This window comes from Paenibacillus sp. CCS19, assembly GCF_033239625.1.
Classification (GTDB): domain Bacteria; phylum Bacillota; class Bacilli; order Paenibacillales; family Paenibacillaceae; genus Paenibacillus_T.
Genome location: NZ_BTCK01000015.1, coordinates 95,811 through 111,710, shown reverse-complemented (window position 1 = coordinate 111,710; position 15,900 = coordinate 95,811). Strand labels below are relative to the sequence as shown.

11 protein-coding genes are annotated in these 15,900 nt (G+C 55.1%); 8 read left to right on the top strand and 3 right to left on the bottom strand.

The window, feature by feature from the left end:
* Positions 1-141: 141 nt before the first annotated feature.
* The 5 genes from SBI19_RS12820 to fumC all read left to right on the top strand — a co-directional run bounded on the left by SBI19_RS12820 (position 142) and on the right by fumC (position 6,053).
* On the top strand, positions 142-1,101 hold the full coding sequence (locus tag SBI19_RS12820; RefSeq protein ID WP_317968673.1) for a family 43 glycosylhydrolase: 960 nt from the start codon (positions 142-144) through the stop codon (positions 1,099-1,101).
* 217 nt (positions 1,102-1,318) lie between these two features.
* Complete coding sequence (gene map / locus SBI19_RS12815; RefSeq protein ID WP_483312283.1) at positions 1,319-2,071, top strand: type I methionyl aminopeptidase; 753 nt, start codon at positions 1,319-1,321, stop codon at positions 2,069-2,071.
* Positions 2,072-2,348: 277 nt separating this feature from the next.
* A complete protein-coding gene (locus SBI19_RS12810) occupies positions 2,349-3,020 on the top strand; it encodes a bifunctional 2-keto-4-hydroxyglutarate aldolase/2-keto-3-deoxy-6-phosphogluconate aldolase (RefSeq protein WP_317968669.1) in 672 nt (223 codons plus the stop codon).
* 297 nt (positions 3,021-3,317) lie between these two features.
* The gene (pilM, locus tag SBI19_RS12805) at positions 3,318-4,400 is read left to right on the top strand and encodes a type IV pilus biogenesis protein PilM (protein ID WP_317968667.1); all 1,083 of its coding nucleotides are present in this window, start codon (positions 3,318-3,320) and stop codon (positions 4,398-4,400) included.
* A 276-nt stretch (positions 4,401-4,676) separates the two neighbouring features.
* Positions 4,677-6,053 (top strand): class II fumarate hydratase, encoded by a 1,377-nt coding sequence (gene fumC / locus SBI19_RS12800; protein WP_317968665.1) that lies wholly within the window; start codon positions 4,677-4,679, stop codon positions 6,051-6,053.
* Between the two features lie 330 nt (positions 6,054-6,383).
* Here the strand turns inward: fumC and pflA are convergent, their stop codons facing one another.
* The 3 genes from pflA to adhE all read right to left on the bottom strand — a co-directional run bounded on the left by pflA (position 6,384) and on the right by adhE (position 12,200).
* Positions 6,384-7,181 carry a pyruvate formate-lyase-activating protein gene (pflA, locus tag SBI19_RS12795; RefSeq protein WP_317968663.1) on the bottom strand — a complete coding sequence of 266 codons (798 nt, stop codon included), beginning with the start codon at positions 7,179-7,181 and terminating at the stop codon, positions 6,384-6,386.
* A 107-nt stretch (positions 7,182-7,288) separates the two neighbouring features.
* The gene (gene pflB, locus SBI19_RS12790; RefSeq protein ID WP_317968661.1) at positions 7,289-9,559 is read right to left on the bottom strand and encodes a formate C-acetyltransferase; all 2,271 of its coding nucleotides are present in this window, start codon (positions 9,557-9,559) and stop codon (positions 7,289-7,291) included.
* Positions 9,560-9,590: 31 nt separating this feature from the next.
* Positions 9,591-12,200, bottom strand: a complete 2,610-nt coding sequence (gene adhE / locus SBI19_RS12785; protein WP_317968659.1) for a bifunctional acetaldehyde-CoA/alcohol dehydrogenase — start codon at positions 12,198-12,200, stop codon at positions 9,591-9,593.
* Positions 12,201-13,585: 1,385 nt separating this feature from the next.
* Here adhE and SBI19_RS12780 point away from each other — a divergent pair.
* The 3 genes from SBI19_RS12780 to SBI19_RS12770 are packed head-to-tail and all read left to right on the top strand — an operon-like array spanning position 13,586 to position 15,862.
* Complete coding sequence (locus SBI19_RS12780; protein ID WP_317968657.1) at positions 13,586-14,023, top strand: hypothetical protein; 438 nt, start codon at positions 13,586-13,588, stop codon at positions 14,021-14,023.
* Positions 14,023-14,709: a response regulator gene (locus tag SBI19_RS12775; RefSeq protein ID WP_483312282.1), complete on the top strand. Its 687-nt coding sequence runs from the start codon at positions 14,023-14,025 to the stop codon at positions 14,707-14,709. The genes SBI19_RS12780 and SBI19_RS12775 overlap by 1 nt, the downstream gene beginning before the upstream one ends.
* Entirely contained in the window at positions 14,702-15,862 is a 1,161-nt protein-coding gene (locus tag SBI19_RS12770) for a PAS domain-containing sensor histidine kinase (protein ID WP_483312281.1), read from the top strand. Before SBI19_RS12775 ends, SBI19_RS12770 begins: the two co-directional genes overlap by 8 nt.
* Positions 15,863-15,900: the final 38 nt, after the last annotated feature.

Sequence of the window (15,900 nt, the reverse complement as noted above, 5' to 3'; positions counted from 1 at the left end):
ATGCATATGTTTATAAGCTGTGTTTTTTAGGATAAATGTAAGCGTATTCATTGAAAGGGGGTGAATGACGGGTTTCTCTGATCAAGAAGCCGATTGTAGCGCGCTGCTCAACTCATTCAGAACAAAGGAGAGTGTGAAGAAGTGTTAAAGTCCAAAACGAAGTATTTCGTTACGCTCGTATTATCCGCAGTTCTTGCTTTCTCGACGATTTTTTCTGCATACGCTTCCACGTGGGCGTTGACAGGCAATACGTATGCGCATGACCCGTCGTATATTCAAGAGGGCAGCGGCACGCGCTGGGTATTCAGCACAGGCCAAGGCATTCAAGTACATTGGTCCACGAACGGCACGGCGTGGAATCTCGGTACTCAAGTTTTCGCCAGCGAACCAGCTTGGTGGGCGCAGCAAGTTCCGAACCATACGTATCTGGATGTATGGGCGCCGGACATTTTCTACTATAACGGCAAGTATTATCTGTACTACTCGATTTCTTCGTTTGGTTCGCAGAACTCGGCAATCGGTCTCGTTACTGCTACGTCCATCACGCAGGGCGACTGGGTTGACCAAGGCATGGTGCTGAAGTCGACGACGTCCTCGTCGTATAACGCAATCGACCCGAACTTGTTCGCTGACAAGAACGGCAATCTGTTCATGAGCTTCGGCTCCTGGTGGAATGGTATCTATGTCACAGCAATCGACAAGAGCACGATGAAGCCAACGGGCAACTCGTACCGTATCGCAACGAAATCCGGCGGCATTGAAGGCTCCACGGTCGTGTACAACAGCAGCACGGGCTACTATTACCTCTTCGTGTCGATCGGCGCATGCTGTCAAGGCGTTAACTCGACGTACCAGATCGCAGTTGGACGTTCGACGAGCGTGACGGGGCCTTATTACGATAAGAGCGGCGTCGATATGAAGAATGGCGGCGGAACCGTCATCGACAGCGGCAACAGCGCCTGGAAGGGACCGGGCGGTCAGGACGTAGCCGGTACGAACATACTGATCCGCCACGCTTACAGCGTAGCGGAGAACGGCGCGGCTAAGATGCTCATTAGCGACTTGCAGTGGGATTCCAGCGGTTGGCCATATTATAGCTAAATGAGTGAATCCATGGCGGTTAATGAGTTGTGAGGAAAGAGATTTCTCTGGTGCTTAAGGCGCTGGAGAAATCTCTTTTTTTTTAATTTTGGAGGTTGTTCAAAAAGTCCGCTTTCGATCACGAGACACTTTTTGAATACTCATTTTTAGGCCAGTTCTGAGTTTATTTCGATCTGAATATGAGTATTAAGGAACAATGACAGGAGTGGTGTATGTGATGGAAAAGAAAACAGAGGAGGAGATTCGCCGAATCGCTAAGGCGGGGCGAATCGTAGCGGAATGCCATCGGGCCATCGCCACTCGCATTGCTCCCGGCGTCACAACACTCGAGATTGATCGATTCGTCGAACGTTTCATGCGTGAAAGGGGAGCGACGCCTGCACAGAAAGGCTATTTGGGGTATCCGTACGCGATCTGCGCTTCTGTTAATGATGTGGTCTGCCACGGCTTCCCGGATATGGAGCCGCTGGAGGATGGCGACATCGTGACGATCGATATGGTTGCGGATGTGGACGGATGGAAGGCCGATTCGGCATGGACCTATTCGATTGGCAGAACGACGCCTCGCGTCAAGAAGCTGCTGCGCGCTACGCGGAGCGCGCTTGACCGTGCGATTAAGCAAGCGGTTCCAGGCAAGCGGTTAGGGGATATCGGACATGCCGTGAAATCGACTGCGGAAGAGGCGGGCTTCTCCGTTGTGACCAGCTTCGTCGGGCATGGGATCGGGCGCAACATTCACGAAGCGCCTCAGGTCGAGAATCAAGGAAAGGCCGGCAAGGGACTGCTGCTCAAGCAGGGGATGGTTATTACGATTGAACCGATCCTGACGACCGGATCGCCGGATGTGTGGGTTGGACCCGATGGCTGGACAGCTCGAACGAGGGACGGAGCTCTATCTGCACAATTCGAGCATACGATTGCCATCACGGGGCGTGGACCGACTGTACTAACAGAGTGGAAAGAAACGTAAGGGGGCAGCAATAGAAAATGAGACACGACAGCGAGCTGCTCGGAAACGAGTCAGTTCGCTTTTTTAATGTAAGTGCGAGTTCAAAATGCGCGGTTTTCAGCACCGAGAAAAAGCGGACTTTTTGAACGACCTCTATATCCAGGTGTTGACGATGAGGCTCGGCAACTTTAGTATGAATAGTAGAATAACAGCGTTTTCTATCCCTTAAGCGACAAGCAGGTATGGCAGCTGTCAGCATGCCTCCGCAAGGGAAATATGGAATGGTCAGGTGTATACGATGAAAAAAATAACAACGTTGAGATTGTTGGCTGATGCTGGCGTTGTCGCTGTATTGCGCGCCGATTCTGCTGAAGAAGTTGTAGAGATGGCCCGCCAAGCGATTCGCGGCGGCATTAAAGCGATTGAAATAACGATGACGGTTCCTTTCGCTCTGCGTGCAATCGAGCAGCTGGCATCGGAATATTCCAGCTCGGCAGATCCGCAATCGGACAAGTTTGCGATTATCGGCGTTGGTACCGTACTTGATCCTGAGACGGCACGCGCAGCGATTCTGGCAGGTGCAGAGTATGTCGTTGCTCCTGCATTCAATGCGGATACGATCAAGCTGTGCAACCGTTACAGCATTCCAGTGCTCCCAGGCGCAATGACGATCCACGAGATTCAGAGCGCGCTTGAGCTTGGCGTTGATATCGTGAAGCTGTTCCCAGGCAACCTGTTCTCGCCGAGCATTATCGGCGCTGTGAAAGGCCCGCTGCCGCAGGCGAATTTGATGCCGACGGGCGGTGTGTCGCTCGATAACTTGAAGGATTGGATCAAGGCTGGCGCAGTAGCGGTTGGCATTGGTTCGGATCTGACGAAGGAAGCGTCCAAGACAGGCGATCTGACTTCGATCGCACGCAAAGCGGCAGCGTATATGGAAGCTTACCGCAGCGCGAAGGCGCAGGCTTAATTTTTTTGGATGATTCAAAGTGTAGCGGCTGTTCCTCATCTGGGGGACAGCTGCTCTTTTTTTTGTAGGAACAAAGTTCTATCGTATGCGTTTAAAGTCTCGAAATCGCTGGATAGAATCGAAGTCGTTGTCAAAGATTGACGGTTCCTAGTTCCTATGATTAAATGTACACATCAAACTGTTACATAATGACGCAAATTTGTATAATTTATTAAATTTATTGATGATCTAGATAGAAACAGAAGGCCGCACAGCTCATGATATCGGTACTACGGTTCACCGAGGAAGGGGGAACGGATGATGAAACTCAATTGGAGCAGCTTGTGGAGGATAAGGAGAAGTTCCTCCGCTAACCTCGGCCTTGAATTGACGGATCGGCATTTGAAGCTGTGCGAGCTGAAGATGGATGCAAGCAAGGTGCGGGCGATGCATTGTGCGAGAGTTGAACTGCCGGCTGGGACGATGCGTGATGGCAGAGTTATGAACCAGGAAGCGCTGGAGCGAGCGCTTGGGGAATTGCTATTTAGTCATCCGTGGAGCAGCCGCCTCGTCCATTTTGCCATTCCGAGTCAGATGGTTATGATGAAGACGCTCAAACTGCCGGATTTGCCGAACAAGCAGTTGGAGAAACGGCTTCATTATGAAATGAAGCAAAGTTTAAGTTTTCCGTTTGAAGAGCCTCATTATGACTATTATCGAATTGGAACGGTTGTTGCCGACGAAGAGGCAGCTGCAATCGAAGTAGGGTTGGATCATGCAGCAACGCCTCCTGCTAAGCTGTGTGAAGTAGCCGTCATCGCCGCTCCTAGGGCACTGCTGGAGCAGTATGTTGGGATATTGACAAGAGCAGGCTTGCAGCCGGCAAGCTTCGAGGTCAAATCATTTTCGCTTGCCCGGCTGTCTTCGAGAGGATTAAGCGGGGGCTCCGATGCCGCCTCCTGCATATTAATGGACGTAAACGCAGACAACTGCGAACTGACTTTATTGGATGAAGGCGTTATCCGCATGACGCGCAATGTCGCGATTCAGTTTGAAAGGCTTCGTACCAAGGCGCAAGGTGGCATATTCGAAGCGGTGAATTTAATGGACGATACATGCCATTTTGATAACGCTTGCCAAGCTGTTATTGCCGAGCTGGAGCGGCTTTTGAACTTCTGCTGCGATAAGCTGAATCATCGTAATCGAAAATTCGAACGGCTGGTACTGACAGGAAGTCTCGAACGGATGGATAAGCTTCGAGAGGCTCTCAGCAGCCGAATGTCACGGAAGGTCGTGGAGGCAGGCTGGGATTCGCTGAAGGTCAGCGGGGATGAGGCGGTCGTTGATGTATCGGCGTATGCCGTTTCGATCGGGCTGGCCTTGCGGGGGAGAAGCGTATGAAGCAAATTAACCTACTTCCACGAGCTCCCTATGCCTTAAGACTGTCGCACTTGCTCGCCATTGGCATTGTCGCGACAGGGGTGCTGTTCATTTTAGTCCAATCGCTGCTTTAAGAATGATCGACCTGTTACTAGTTGCCGCATATACACTTGAATTGACCTTCCGTCGAGCGCTTAGCCGAACAAGCGCATTAACGATAGAAGGTCTGTTTTATGTTCTCCCTCATTAGGGTAGTATTGGGAGTAGATGGACGAAATCGAGTGAGGAGGCGCTGATATGGAGTATCGGATCGAGAAGGATACAATGGGAGAAATTCGTGTGCCGGCGGATAAGTTGTGGGGAGCGCAGACACAGCGCAGCCTCGAGAACTTCCGTATTGGCGGCGACCGGATGCCCATTGAAGTCGTGCACGCCATGGCGGTCGTGAAGAAAGCTGCGGCTGAGACGAACAAGGAGCTCGGCGTGCTGGATGCGGAGAAAGCGGCAGCGATTGGAAGCGCGGTCGATGATATATTGAGCGGCGAATTGAATGATGAATTTCCGCTCGTCGTCTGGCAGACCGGAAGCGGGACGCAGACGAATATGAACGTGAACGAAGTGGTGGCGCATCGGGCGAACGATCGGCTGAAGCAGCAGGGAAGCGAGACGCGCATTCATCCGAACGATGATGTGAACCGCTCGCAAAGCTCGAATGATACGTTCCCGGCGGCGATGCATATCGCTGGCGTGACAGCGGTCGAGGAGCAGCTGCTGCCTGCTTTGGCGGAGCTCAGCGAGACGCTGGCGTCGAAGGCGGAGAAGTTCAGCAGCATTGTCAAAATCGGACGGACGCATCTGCAGGACGCAACGCCGCTGACGCTCGGCCAAGAGATGAGCGGCTGGCATGCGATGCTGCAGGAGGCGGAAGCGATGCTGAAGTCAAGCCTGCACGCAATGCGCAGCCTTGCGCTTGGCGGAACGGCTGTCGGTACCGGCATCAATGCCCATCCGGGCTTTGCCGTACTTGTGGCGGAGAAGGCGAGCGCGCTGACCGGAAGAGCGTTCGTCACTGCGCCGAATAAATTCCATTCGTTGACGAGCCATGACGCGATCGTTTTCTCGCATGGCTCCATCAAGGCGTTGGCGGCGAACCTGATGAAGATCGCCAACGATGTGCGCTGGCTCGCGAGCGGGCCTCGCAGCGGCATCGGCGAGCTGATCATTCCAGAGAACGAGCCGGGCAGCTCCATCATGCCGGGCAAAGTGAACCCGACGCAGTGCGAAGCGTTGACGATGGTCGCTTGTCAGGTCATGGGCAACGACGCGGCGATCGGCTTCGCGGCGAGTCAAGGCAACTTCGAGCTGAACGTGTTCAAGCCGGTCATTATCTACAACTACCTGCATTCGGTGCGTCTGTTAGCCGATGCGATGCGTTCGTTCAACGAGCATTGCGCGGTCGGCATCGAACCGAATGAGGCGACGATCACACGCAACCTGGAGCAATCGCTCATGTTGGTCACGGCGCTCAACCCGCATATCGGCTATGAGAACGCGGCGAAGATTGCGAAGAAAGCGCATAAAGAAGGCACAACGCTGCGCGAAGCAGCGATCGCAAGCGGACTGCTGACAGGCGAGCAGTTCGATACGTATGTACGGCCGGAGAAGATGGTTTAAAGCGCGCGTACCTAGACATTAGCATTGGTTGAGTGCAATAGCTGAGCAGTGGTAGACGTTTGGGTAATGTGTAACATGTATTGCGTGGCGTATAACATAACATTCGTGCAGATGGGCCAATCGTCTATTGTAGTTCGTGCAACAGAATGTGGTGGGAGCTCTCTCTGGGGGCGTCTTATGGGCTTTCGGTTGACGCATAAAAACACAGCAAAAAAACGTTGCTCAAGTTTCTGGGCAACGTTTTTTTGCTGTGTTGTGCATCATTGATTTCGTCACTCCCTTAAAGAAGTGAAGGGCATTGAATGTTCGTCACCTTCGGCCATAATGCTATTACCCGTTCGTTATCGTTACTGTCGCTAACGAACGCCGCTGCGCGATGCCTAGCTCGATCAACTCACGTGCGCGAGCGACGTCCCGGTCACTCGGCGGCTGAACGCCTTCGAGCGGATAAGGGATGCCGAGGGCGTTCCATTTGTACACGCCCATGCGATGGTAGGGGAGAAGCTCGAGCTTTGCGACAGTGGTTAAGCCTCCAATGAACCGTCCGAGGTCAGTGAGATGCTCGGCTTGATCCGTCACGCCAGGCACAAGCACATGCCGCAGCCAGACGGGCTTTCCGATTCGGCTCAGCTGCTCCGCCATCGCCAGGACGCGATCATTCGGCTGTTTCGTCAGCGCTTGGTGCTTCTCTCGATTGATGTGTTTAATATCGAGCAGCACCAGATCCGTGACGCTCAGCAGCCGTTCTACATGCTTGAATTCACAGAAGCCGGATGTGTCGAGCGCAGTAGGGAGGCCGAAGCGGCACTTCACTTCTTCGAACAAGGCAGCTACGAAAGGAGCTTGCAGCGTCGGCTCGCCGCCAGTTACCGTTACACCGCCGCCAGAACGGCGATAGTAGTCGACATAGGGCTCGATCTCAGCCAGTACTTCGTCAACCGTCATTGGACGCCCGCCACCGCAATTCCATGTATCAGGGTTATGACAGTAGGCGCAGCGAAGCGGGCAGCCCTGCATGAATAGGACGAAGCGGATGCCGGGGCCATCAACGGTGCCGAAGGTGTCGAGCGAGTGGATGCGTCCAATCGGGCGGCTGTCAGACGAGTTGTTGGGATCTATACGGCGCATGGCGGCAGCCTCCTCATGAGGGCAAGATTGTCGCCGGATGCAAGCGGCGTGCTTGCACCCAGCGACGTACTGAGAATACGTAACGCATATAACATATTATGGCAGTATTACATCGCGCCGTGGAACGTACGGTTAAGCACTTCGAGCTGCTGCTCCCGCGTCAGCTTGATGAAGTTGACGGCGTAGCCCGATACGCGGATCGTCAGCTGCGGATAGTTCTCCGGATGCTCCATCGCGTCGAGCAGATGCTCGCGGTCGAAGACGTTGACGTTCAAGTGGTGCGCACCCTGCGTCATATAGCCGTCCAGCAAGGCAGTCAGATTCTTACCGCGCTGGTCGGCTTCGCGGCCAAGCGCTTTGCCGACGATCGAGAACGTGTTCGAGATGCCGTCGAGCGCATCGTCGTACGGCAGCTTCGCGACGCTGGCGAGCGAAGCGAGTGCGCCCTTGCGGTCGCGGCCGTGCATCGGATTCGCGCCAGGCGCGAACGGTTCGCCGGCTTGGCGGCCGTCCGGCGTCGAGCCGGTTTTGCGTCCATAAACAACGTTCGAAGTAATGGTGAGCACCGACAGGGTAGGGATAGCGCCTCTGTAGGCTTGGTGTTTGCGAAGCTTGTTCATGAACGTCCGCACGAGCTGTACGGCTATGCGGTCGACGCGTTCGTCGTTGTTGCCGTACTGCGGATATTCGCCTTCGATCTCGAAGTCGACGGCAATCCCTTGTTCATTGCGAATCGGCTTCACCTTCGCATAACGGATTGCACTCAAGCTATCCGCTGCGACCGACAGACCCGCGATGCCGCATGCCATCGTGCGCACAATCTCGGCATCATGCAGGGCGAACTCGAGCCGCTCGTAGCAGTATTTGTCGTGCATGTAGTGGATGACGTTCAGCGTCTTCATGTACAAGCCGGCCAGCCATTCCATCGTTGCATCGAACCGCTGCAGCACCTCGTCATAGTCGAGGATATCGCCTTTGATCGGCTCAGCAGCAGGTGCGACTTGAATGCCGAGCTTCTCGTCAACGCCGCCATTGATTGCGTACAGCAGCGTCTTCGCCAGATTGGCGCGAGCGCCGAAGAACTGCATTTGCTTGCCGATCCGCATGGCGGATACGCAGCAGGCGATGCCGTAATCGTCGCCGTAGTGAGGGCGCATCAGATCGTCGTTCTCGTATTGAATCGAGCTCGTCTCGATCGATACTTTGGCGCAAAAACGTTTGAATCCATCCGGCAGCCGCTCCGACCAGAGCACCGTCAAGTTTGGTTCAGGCGCAGGACCAAGGGTGTAGAGCGTGTGCAGGATGCGGAAGCTGTTCTTCGTCACGAGCGCGCGTCCGTCTTCGGTCATGCCGCCGATCGATTCCGTCACCCAAGTCGGGTCTCCGCTGAACAGTTCATTGTAGTCCGGCGTCCGCAGAAACTTCACGATGCGCAGCTTCATGACGAGATGATCCATCAGCTCTTGCGCTTGTTTCTCCGTCAATCTTCCTTCCTGCAAATCTCTCTCGAAGTAAACATCCAGGAAAGTCGAGATACGTCCGATGCTCATCGCTGCGCCGTTCTGTTCCTTAATTGCTCCAAGGTAGGCAAAATACAGCCACTGCACCGCCTCGCGCGCCGTGCGTGCAGGATCCGAAATATCGCAACCGTACGACGCTGCCATCGTCTTCAGCTCGCCGAGCGCTCGAATCTGCTCGGACAGCTCCTCGCGGCTTCGAATTAGATCCTCGGTGAGCGTAGATGCTTCACTCGCTCGAAGCTCACGTTTCTTCTGCGCGATGAGCCGGTCGACGCCATAGAGCGCTACGCGGCGATAGTCGCCGATAATACGTCCGCGGCCGTAAGCGTCCGGCAAGCCGGTAATAATTCCGGCCTTGCGTGCCGTCCGCATCTCAGTTGTATAGGCATCGAACACGCCCTGATTGTGCGTCTTCCGAATGGCTGTGAACAGCTGCACGATATCGTCAGGTAACGTGAAGCCATAAGCTTCGCAAGCATCCTGCACCATCTTGATGCCGCCGAACGGCTGGACGGAGCGCCGGAATGGCGCGTCCGTCTGCAAGCCGACGATTTGCTCCAAACATTTGTCCAGATAACCGGGTGCATGGGACGTAATCGTGGAAGGGGTATGCGTGTCGACATCAAGCACGCCTCCGCGTATCCGCTCCTTACGGGTTAGATCCTGTATGATGGACCAGAGCTGAGTCGTTGCTTCCGTCGGGGATTCAAGGAAGCTGTCATCGCCGGTATAGGTTGCTGCATTGTGCAGGATGAAGTCCCGTACATTGATTTCGGTCATCCATGATCCGGGAGTGAATCCCCGCCATGCATCGTCTGGCGTTCTGCCGCCTGGTAAGTGCTTCTCAATGACTGCCATTGTTTTGTTCCTCCTTCTTCGATGTCTGCGTTTATTCAAAATGTCCGTAGAACGATCGACGATAGAGTTCTGCAAGCTCCGTAACGAGCGGCATGCGCGGATTCGCCGTCGTGCATTGATCCTCGAACGCGCGGTCCGCAAGATAGTCGGCTTTCATCTCGAAGTCGGCGGCGTTAACGCCCATCGCTTCGAACGTTTCCGGAATGCCGAGCGCGCGATTCAGCTCGCGAATGGCGTTGATCAAGCTGCTGACGCCTTGCTCGGTCGAACGGGCAGGCAGCCCCAGCATGCGGGCGATCTCGGCGTAGCGCTCGTCGGCACGGAAGTGATCGTACTTAGGGAACGAAGCGAACTTCGTTGGCCGCTTCGAGTTATAGCGAATGACGTGCGGCATCAGAATCGCATTCGTCCGGCCGTGCGACGTATGGAACTCGGCGCCGAACTTATGAGCAAGCGAGTGGTTGATGCCAAGGAATGCATTGGCGAACGCCATGCCCGCAATCGTCGATGCGTTATGCATTTTCTCGCGAGCAACCGGGTCTGCTTCGCGGAACGATTTCTCTAAGTTGCCGAACACAAGCTGGATCGCCTTCATCGCCAATCCGTCCGTATAGTCGCTTGCCATGACCGAGACGTACGCTTCGATCGCGTGGGTGAGGACGTCCATGCCGGTATCCGCCACCACGTTCTTCGGCAGGCTGTACACGTACTCGGGGTCGATGATCGCAATGTCCGGCGTCAGCTCGTAATCGGCGAGCGGATACTTCGTGTTGCCGTTCTTTTTATCCGTAATGACCGCGAACGAAGTAACCTCCGAACCCGTGCCCGACGTCGTCGGAATCGCGACGAACTTCGCTTTGCTGCCGAGCCGCGGATATTTGTACACCCGTTTGCGAATATCGAGAAACTTCTGCTTCAGCCCTTGGAAGTCCGTGTCCGGGTATTCGTAGAACAGCCACATCGCCTTCGCCGCGTCCATCGGGGAACCGCCGCCAAGCGCGATAATGCAGTCAGGCTTGAACGCGTTCATCACTTCGGTGCCGCGCTCGACCGTATCAACGGAAGGGTCAGGCTCCACCTCGGAGAAAATCTCAATCGCGACAGGCGTTGTCCGTTTGCGCAGCTGGTATTCGACCTTGGCCGCGTAGCCGAGCTTCACCATCATCGGGTCGGTAATGATGAGGACGCGCGAGATGTCAGGCATTTTGGCCAGATACGAGGTCGCGCCTTTCTCAAAATAAAGCTTCGGAGGCAGCTTGAACCACTGCATGTTCACCGTTCGATAGGCGACGCGCTTCAGGTTGAGCAGGTTGACAGCCGTCACGTTCGACGTCGTCGAGTTGTGGCCGTAAGAGCCGCAGCCGAGCGTGAGCGAAGGGAGGTTCGTGTTGTAGATGTCGCCGATCGCACCGTGCGTGGACGGCGAGTTGACGATGACGCGTCCGGTCTGAAGCCGCGCGGCGAACGCGTCGATAATCTTCTGGTCGGTCGAGTGAATGACCGATGAGTGACCCATGCCGCCGAAGGCGACAATTTGTGCGGCAAGCTCGATGCCGTGCGCAGGGGTGGCTGCTTTGTAGCAGGCGAGTACGGGACTCAGCTTCTCTGCCGACAGCGGATAGGCTTCACCGACGCCTTCGAGCTCGGCGACGAGCACCTTCGTGTCTGCCGGTACGGTGATGCCAGCCATCTCCGCGATGCGTGCGGCTGACTGTCCGACGATGACGGCGTTGACGGCGCACTTCTCTGGATTAATGACGAGCTTGCTGACCGCTTCGGTTTCTTCCTTGCTGAGGAAGTAGCAGCCGAGGTAGTTCATCATCATTTTGACATGCTCATAGACAGGGGCCTCGATAATGACGGCTTGCTCGGATGCGCAAATCATGCCGTTGTCGAACGTTTTGGACAGGATCAGGTCGGTGACTGCCTGCTTCAGATTCGCGGTCTTGTCGATAAAGCAAGGGACGTTGCCTGGGCCGACGCCGAGCGCTGGCTTGCCGGTGCTGTATGCGGATTTCACCATGGCGGATCCTCCGGTTGCGAGTACGAGTGCGACATCGGGATGGTTCATGAGCAGCTGCGTAGCTTCGATGGACGGTTGTTCAATCCAGCCGATACAGCCTTCCGGCGCGCCGGCTTTCAGTGCGGCTTCGTATAGGATGCGTGCGGCTTCCACGCTGGATTGCTGGGCCGACGGGTGGAAGGCGAATAGGATCGGGTTGCGCGTCTTGATCGCAATGAGCGCTTTGAACATCGTAGTGGAAGTGGGGTTCGTTACAGGCGTGACGCCGGCAATAATGCCGACAGGCTCGGCAATGATGCGATAGCTTTCATGCGTGTTGTCCTCGATGACGCCGACAGTCTTGTTATGCTTGATGCTGTGGTAGATATACTCCGTTGCGAAAATGTTCTTCGTAATTTTATCCTCATACACGCCGCGTCCGGTCTCATTGACAGCGAGCTTGGCGAGGTGCATGTGCTGGTCAAGGCCAGCGAGCGCCATCGATTTGACGATCTCATCGATCTCGTCTTGCGTGTAATCCATGAACAAGCTTAACGCGTGCTTAGCTTTCGAGACAATGGTGTCGATCCGCTCTTGCGTGGAGAGCTGCTCGTTGATTTTCGTTTCCTTAACGGCCATACCGGATTCCCCCTACATCATTGGTTGGTCCAGCGGCCTGCGATGCGGCTGAACCATCATCCTTACAACAACATCATACGATGCAGAAGATCGGGCACGAATCGGGGGATTTCCTGAAAAAGGACGTGTGCATCACCTGATCTTGGAGTAGGGTGGTAGGGGATAAGATACTTAAATCTGCTCAAACGGCCTGCGCAAGGCGCTGGGCGTGCGATAGGAAACAAATAAGTACTCTAACCTCCCGTACTCGTCGTATGGTAGTTGATAGGATACATAAATCTACTCTATCGGTCTGCATCAAGCGCCGGGTCTGAGATAGGAAACAAATAAGTGCGCTAACCTTCCGTCCCCGTCGTACGGTGGATGATAGGATACATAATTCTGCTCAAACGGCCTGCGCAAGGCGCTGGGCGTGCGATAGTAAACAAATAAGTGCTCTAACCTCCCGTCCCCGTAGTACGGTGGATGATAGGATACATAAATCTGCTCTATCGGTCTGTGCAAGGCGCTGGGCGTAAGATAGGAAACAAATAAGTGCGCTAACCTTCCATCCCCTTCGTACGGTGGCAGATAGGATACATAATTCTGCTCTAACGGCCTGCGCAAGGCGCTGGGCGTGCGATAGTAAACAAATAAGTGCTCTAACCTCCCGTCCCCGTAGTACGGTGGATGATAGGATACATAAATCTGCTCTAACGGCCTGCGCAAGGCGTTGGGCGTGCAATAGGGCACTAATATCTTGTTTAACGGCCTGCAACCAATGGTGTAGTTTATACTTGCAGTTCCAACGGTTCTAGTGTCCCGAAGGGACCAATCGGGCAGGTGCGGCAAAAGTAAAGCGTGTCCTGTAGGGACGAAAGCGAGTATTAGCACACCATCACTCGGGCGCATCGAATTGTAGGCGTACGTGGGAACGTACCTAGTCCCGTGAAACGTAAGCGTGTCCCGAAGGGACGAAAGCGAGGATACGCACCAACGTATCAAAGTAAGTCCTGTGGGAGTCCAGAGGGCAGAGTCCTTTGGAGCCCTCCCCTTGGAAGGGGAGGGTTTGGGTGGGGTGGAACAGCGGCCCCGCAGGGACAAAGGGTTCAAGGGCGGAGCCCTTAGTAGACGAACGGGTACAAGGGCGGAGCCCTTAAGTAGACTTTCGGGTTCAGGGGCGGAGCCCTTATCCTATACATTCGGGTTTCCAAAGGGCAGCGCCCTTGGCTCCATCTCTTAGAGGGACGGGGAGTCCCCCTCTAAAATCAGGAGATTCCCTGACATACATAAGCGGCATGAACGGCTACAATGATTAAAAGCAGTAGATAGGCGAAAGAGTGGGAACGCTTTCAATTGTAAACTTAGACAGCGAATGGCGCTCTGTACTAGGGGAGGGACTGACAGTGGATGGGGGCTATACGTTCGCAGCGTCGGACATAGAAGCAGAACGCTGGCGTGAAGAGACCGACAGCGATTTTGCCGGCATAGCGAGACTCTACGACGGGGGACGACTGCGCTTCGCAGGACTGTCTGGCAGCACAAGCATTCGAACGTCGCAGCTAACGTTCAAAGGGGCAAGAGGCGACGGATTTATCGCAACAGCCATTCGGTCGGGAAGACCGACGACATACAATGCCCAAGCTACGGCGGGCTTGGCAACCAGCGTTCGGAGCGAGCCGCTGCTGCTCGCGGAGTCTTTACTAGCAGCGATGGCATTGCCGTTCCTGGAGAGAACGGGACAGCTGACCGGCCTGCTGATTGTTGGACGCCGCGGTAATGCGCCGTACAGCGAGTCGGAGATCGCGAGCGTACTCGCCGCATTTTGCCAAAATAGCCTATAATGGAGATACAATTCATAGCGGGAGGTGACGGATTGACTACGTTATTAATCGTAGATGATCACGCGGTTGTTCGTTCCGGGCTTCGCATGCTGCTGGATGGGCGGCAGGGAATGACGGTCGTCGGCGAGGCATCGGAGGGAAATGAGGCGATCCGGCTGGCGCACGAGCTCAAGCCGACGGTTGTGCTGATGGACCTCAGCATGCCGCATGGCAAGGACGGGCTGACGGCGATTGCAGAGCTGAAGAGCAGCTTGCCGGATTTGTATGTGCTTGTGCTGACGATGCACGATGACGATGAGTATTTGTTCCGTGCGATTCATGCAGGTGCTTCTGGCTATATTCTGAAGAACTCACCGCACGAGGAGCTGCTGACCGCCATCCAGACGGTGGCCGAGGGCAATGCGTATTTGCTGCCGACAGCGACCAAGCGGCTGATGAGCGACTATGTGCAGCGACTTCGGGCAGGGGAACAGCCGGATGCCTATGAGCTGTTGTCTGAACGGGAGAAAGAGGTGCTCGAATGGATGGCGAAAGGCTATGCCAACAAGGATATCGCCGAACAGCTCATTATTAGCGTGAAGACAGTGGAGACGCATCGGAGCCACGTCATGGAGAAGCTGGGGCTGAAGACGCGTCCGGAGCTGATCAAATATGCGGTAAAGAAAGGACTGCTGCATTTTGACTGATTATATTCCGAAACAACCATCATCCCCACCAGGGGAACGATCCGAAGCAGGCATCGGTGATAACGTGGCTAGATTGCTGGAGGAGCTGGACGGCAATCTGGACGACGAGACGTTCCGCGCAGGGCTGAAGCAGTCGCTTGCGCAGCTGTCGCGCATGCGGTTCGCGCTGGACGAATCCTCGATCATTGCCGTAACGGACGCCAATGGCGTTATTCGCTATGTGAACGATATGTTCTGCAGGGTGTCTGGCTACGTTCGCGAAGAGCTGCTTGGTCAGACGCATCGCATCATCAACTCAGGTTATCACGACAAGGCGTACATGCGTGAGCTTTGGGAGACGATCTCGGCAGGACGCGTATGGCAGGGCGAGCTGCGCAACCGGACGAAGAGCGGAGCCTTCTATTGGGTCAAAACAACGATCGTTCCTTTCCTCGACGAAATGGGGCGGCCGGTTCAATACCTTGCGATCCGTAACGATGTCACGCAGTTGAAGGAAACCGAGGAGCAGCTGCTGCGCATGATGAACAAGGTCATGAATATTCAAGAGGAGGAGCGCAGACGCTTCTCCCGCGAGCTGCATGACGGCATCGGCCAAAGCTTGTTCACGCTGCTCATTCGGGTCGATCGGATGATCGCCGATCGGCAGGCTGGAGAAGATAAGGAGCTTGGCGCGCTGCGGCGTGAAATTTCCAGCATGATGGAGGATGTCCGCTCGCTTGCTTGGGAGCTTCGGCCTTCTGTGCTGGATGATCTGGGCGTCGTACCTGCCATTCGAACTTATATCGATAATTATTCGGAGCATTATGGCATCAAAGTGCATTTCTCCTGCAATCTGCTAGGCAGACTTGATTCGGCATGCGAGACGGTCATGTACCGCGTCATCCAAGAGGCGCTGACGAACGCTGCTCGGTATGCGGGAGTCGATGAGCTGTCAGTCAGCATTCACGAGCTGTCGGAGACGGTGGAAGCGATCATTGCGGACAGCGGACGCGGCTTCGCGGCGGATACGCCTTCGCAGGGCGTCGGCCTGTTCAGCATGGAGGAGCGGGCGCGCGGCATCGGCGCTTCGCTGCTCGTTCATTCGGAGCTTGGCCGCGGGACGCGAGTTGAGCTTGTACTGCCGAAGCGCCGGCCGGGCGGAAGTGTGTTGTAGTTGATCGTTTGAACAAAAAGAGCTGTCACCGCGCGTGC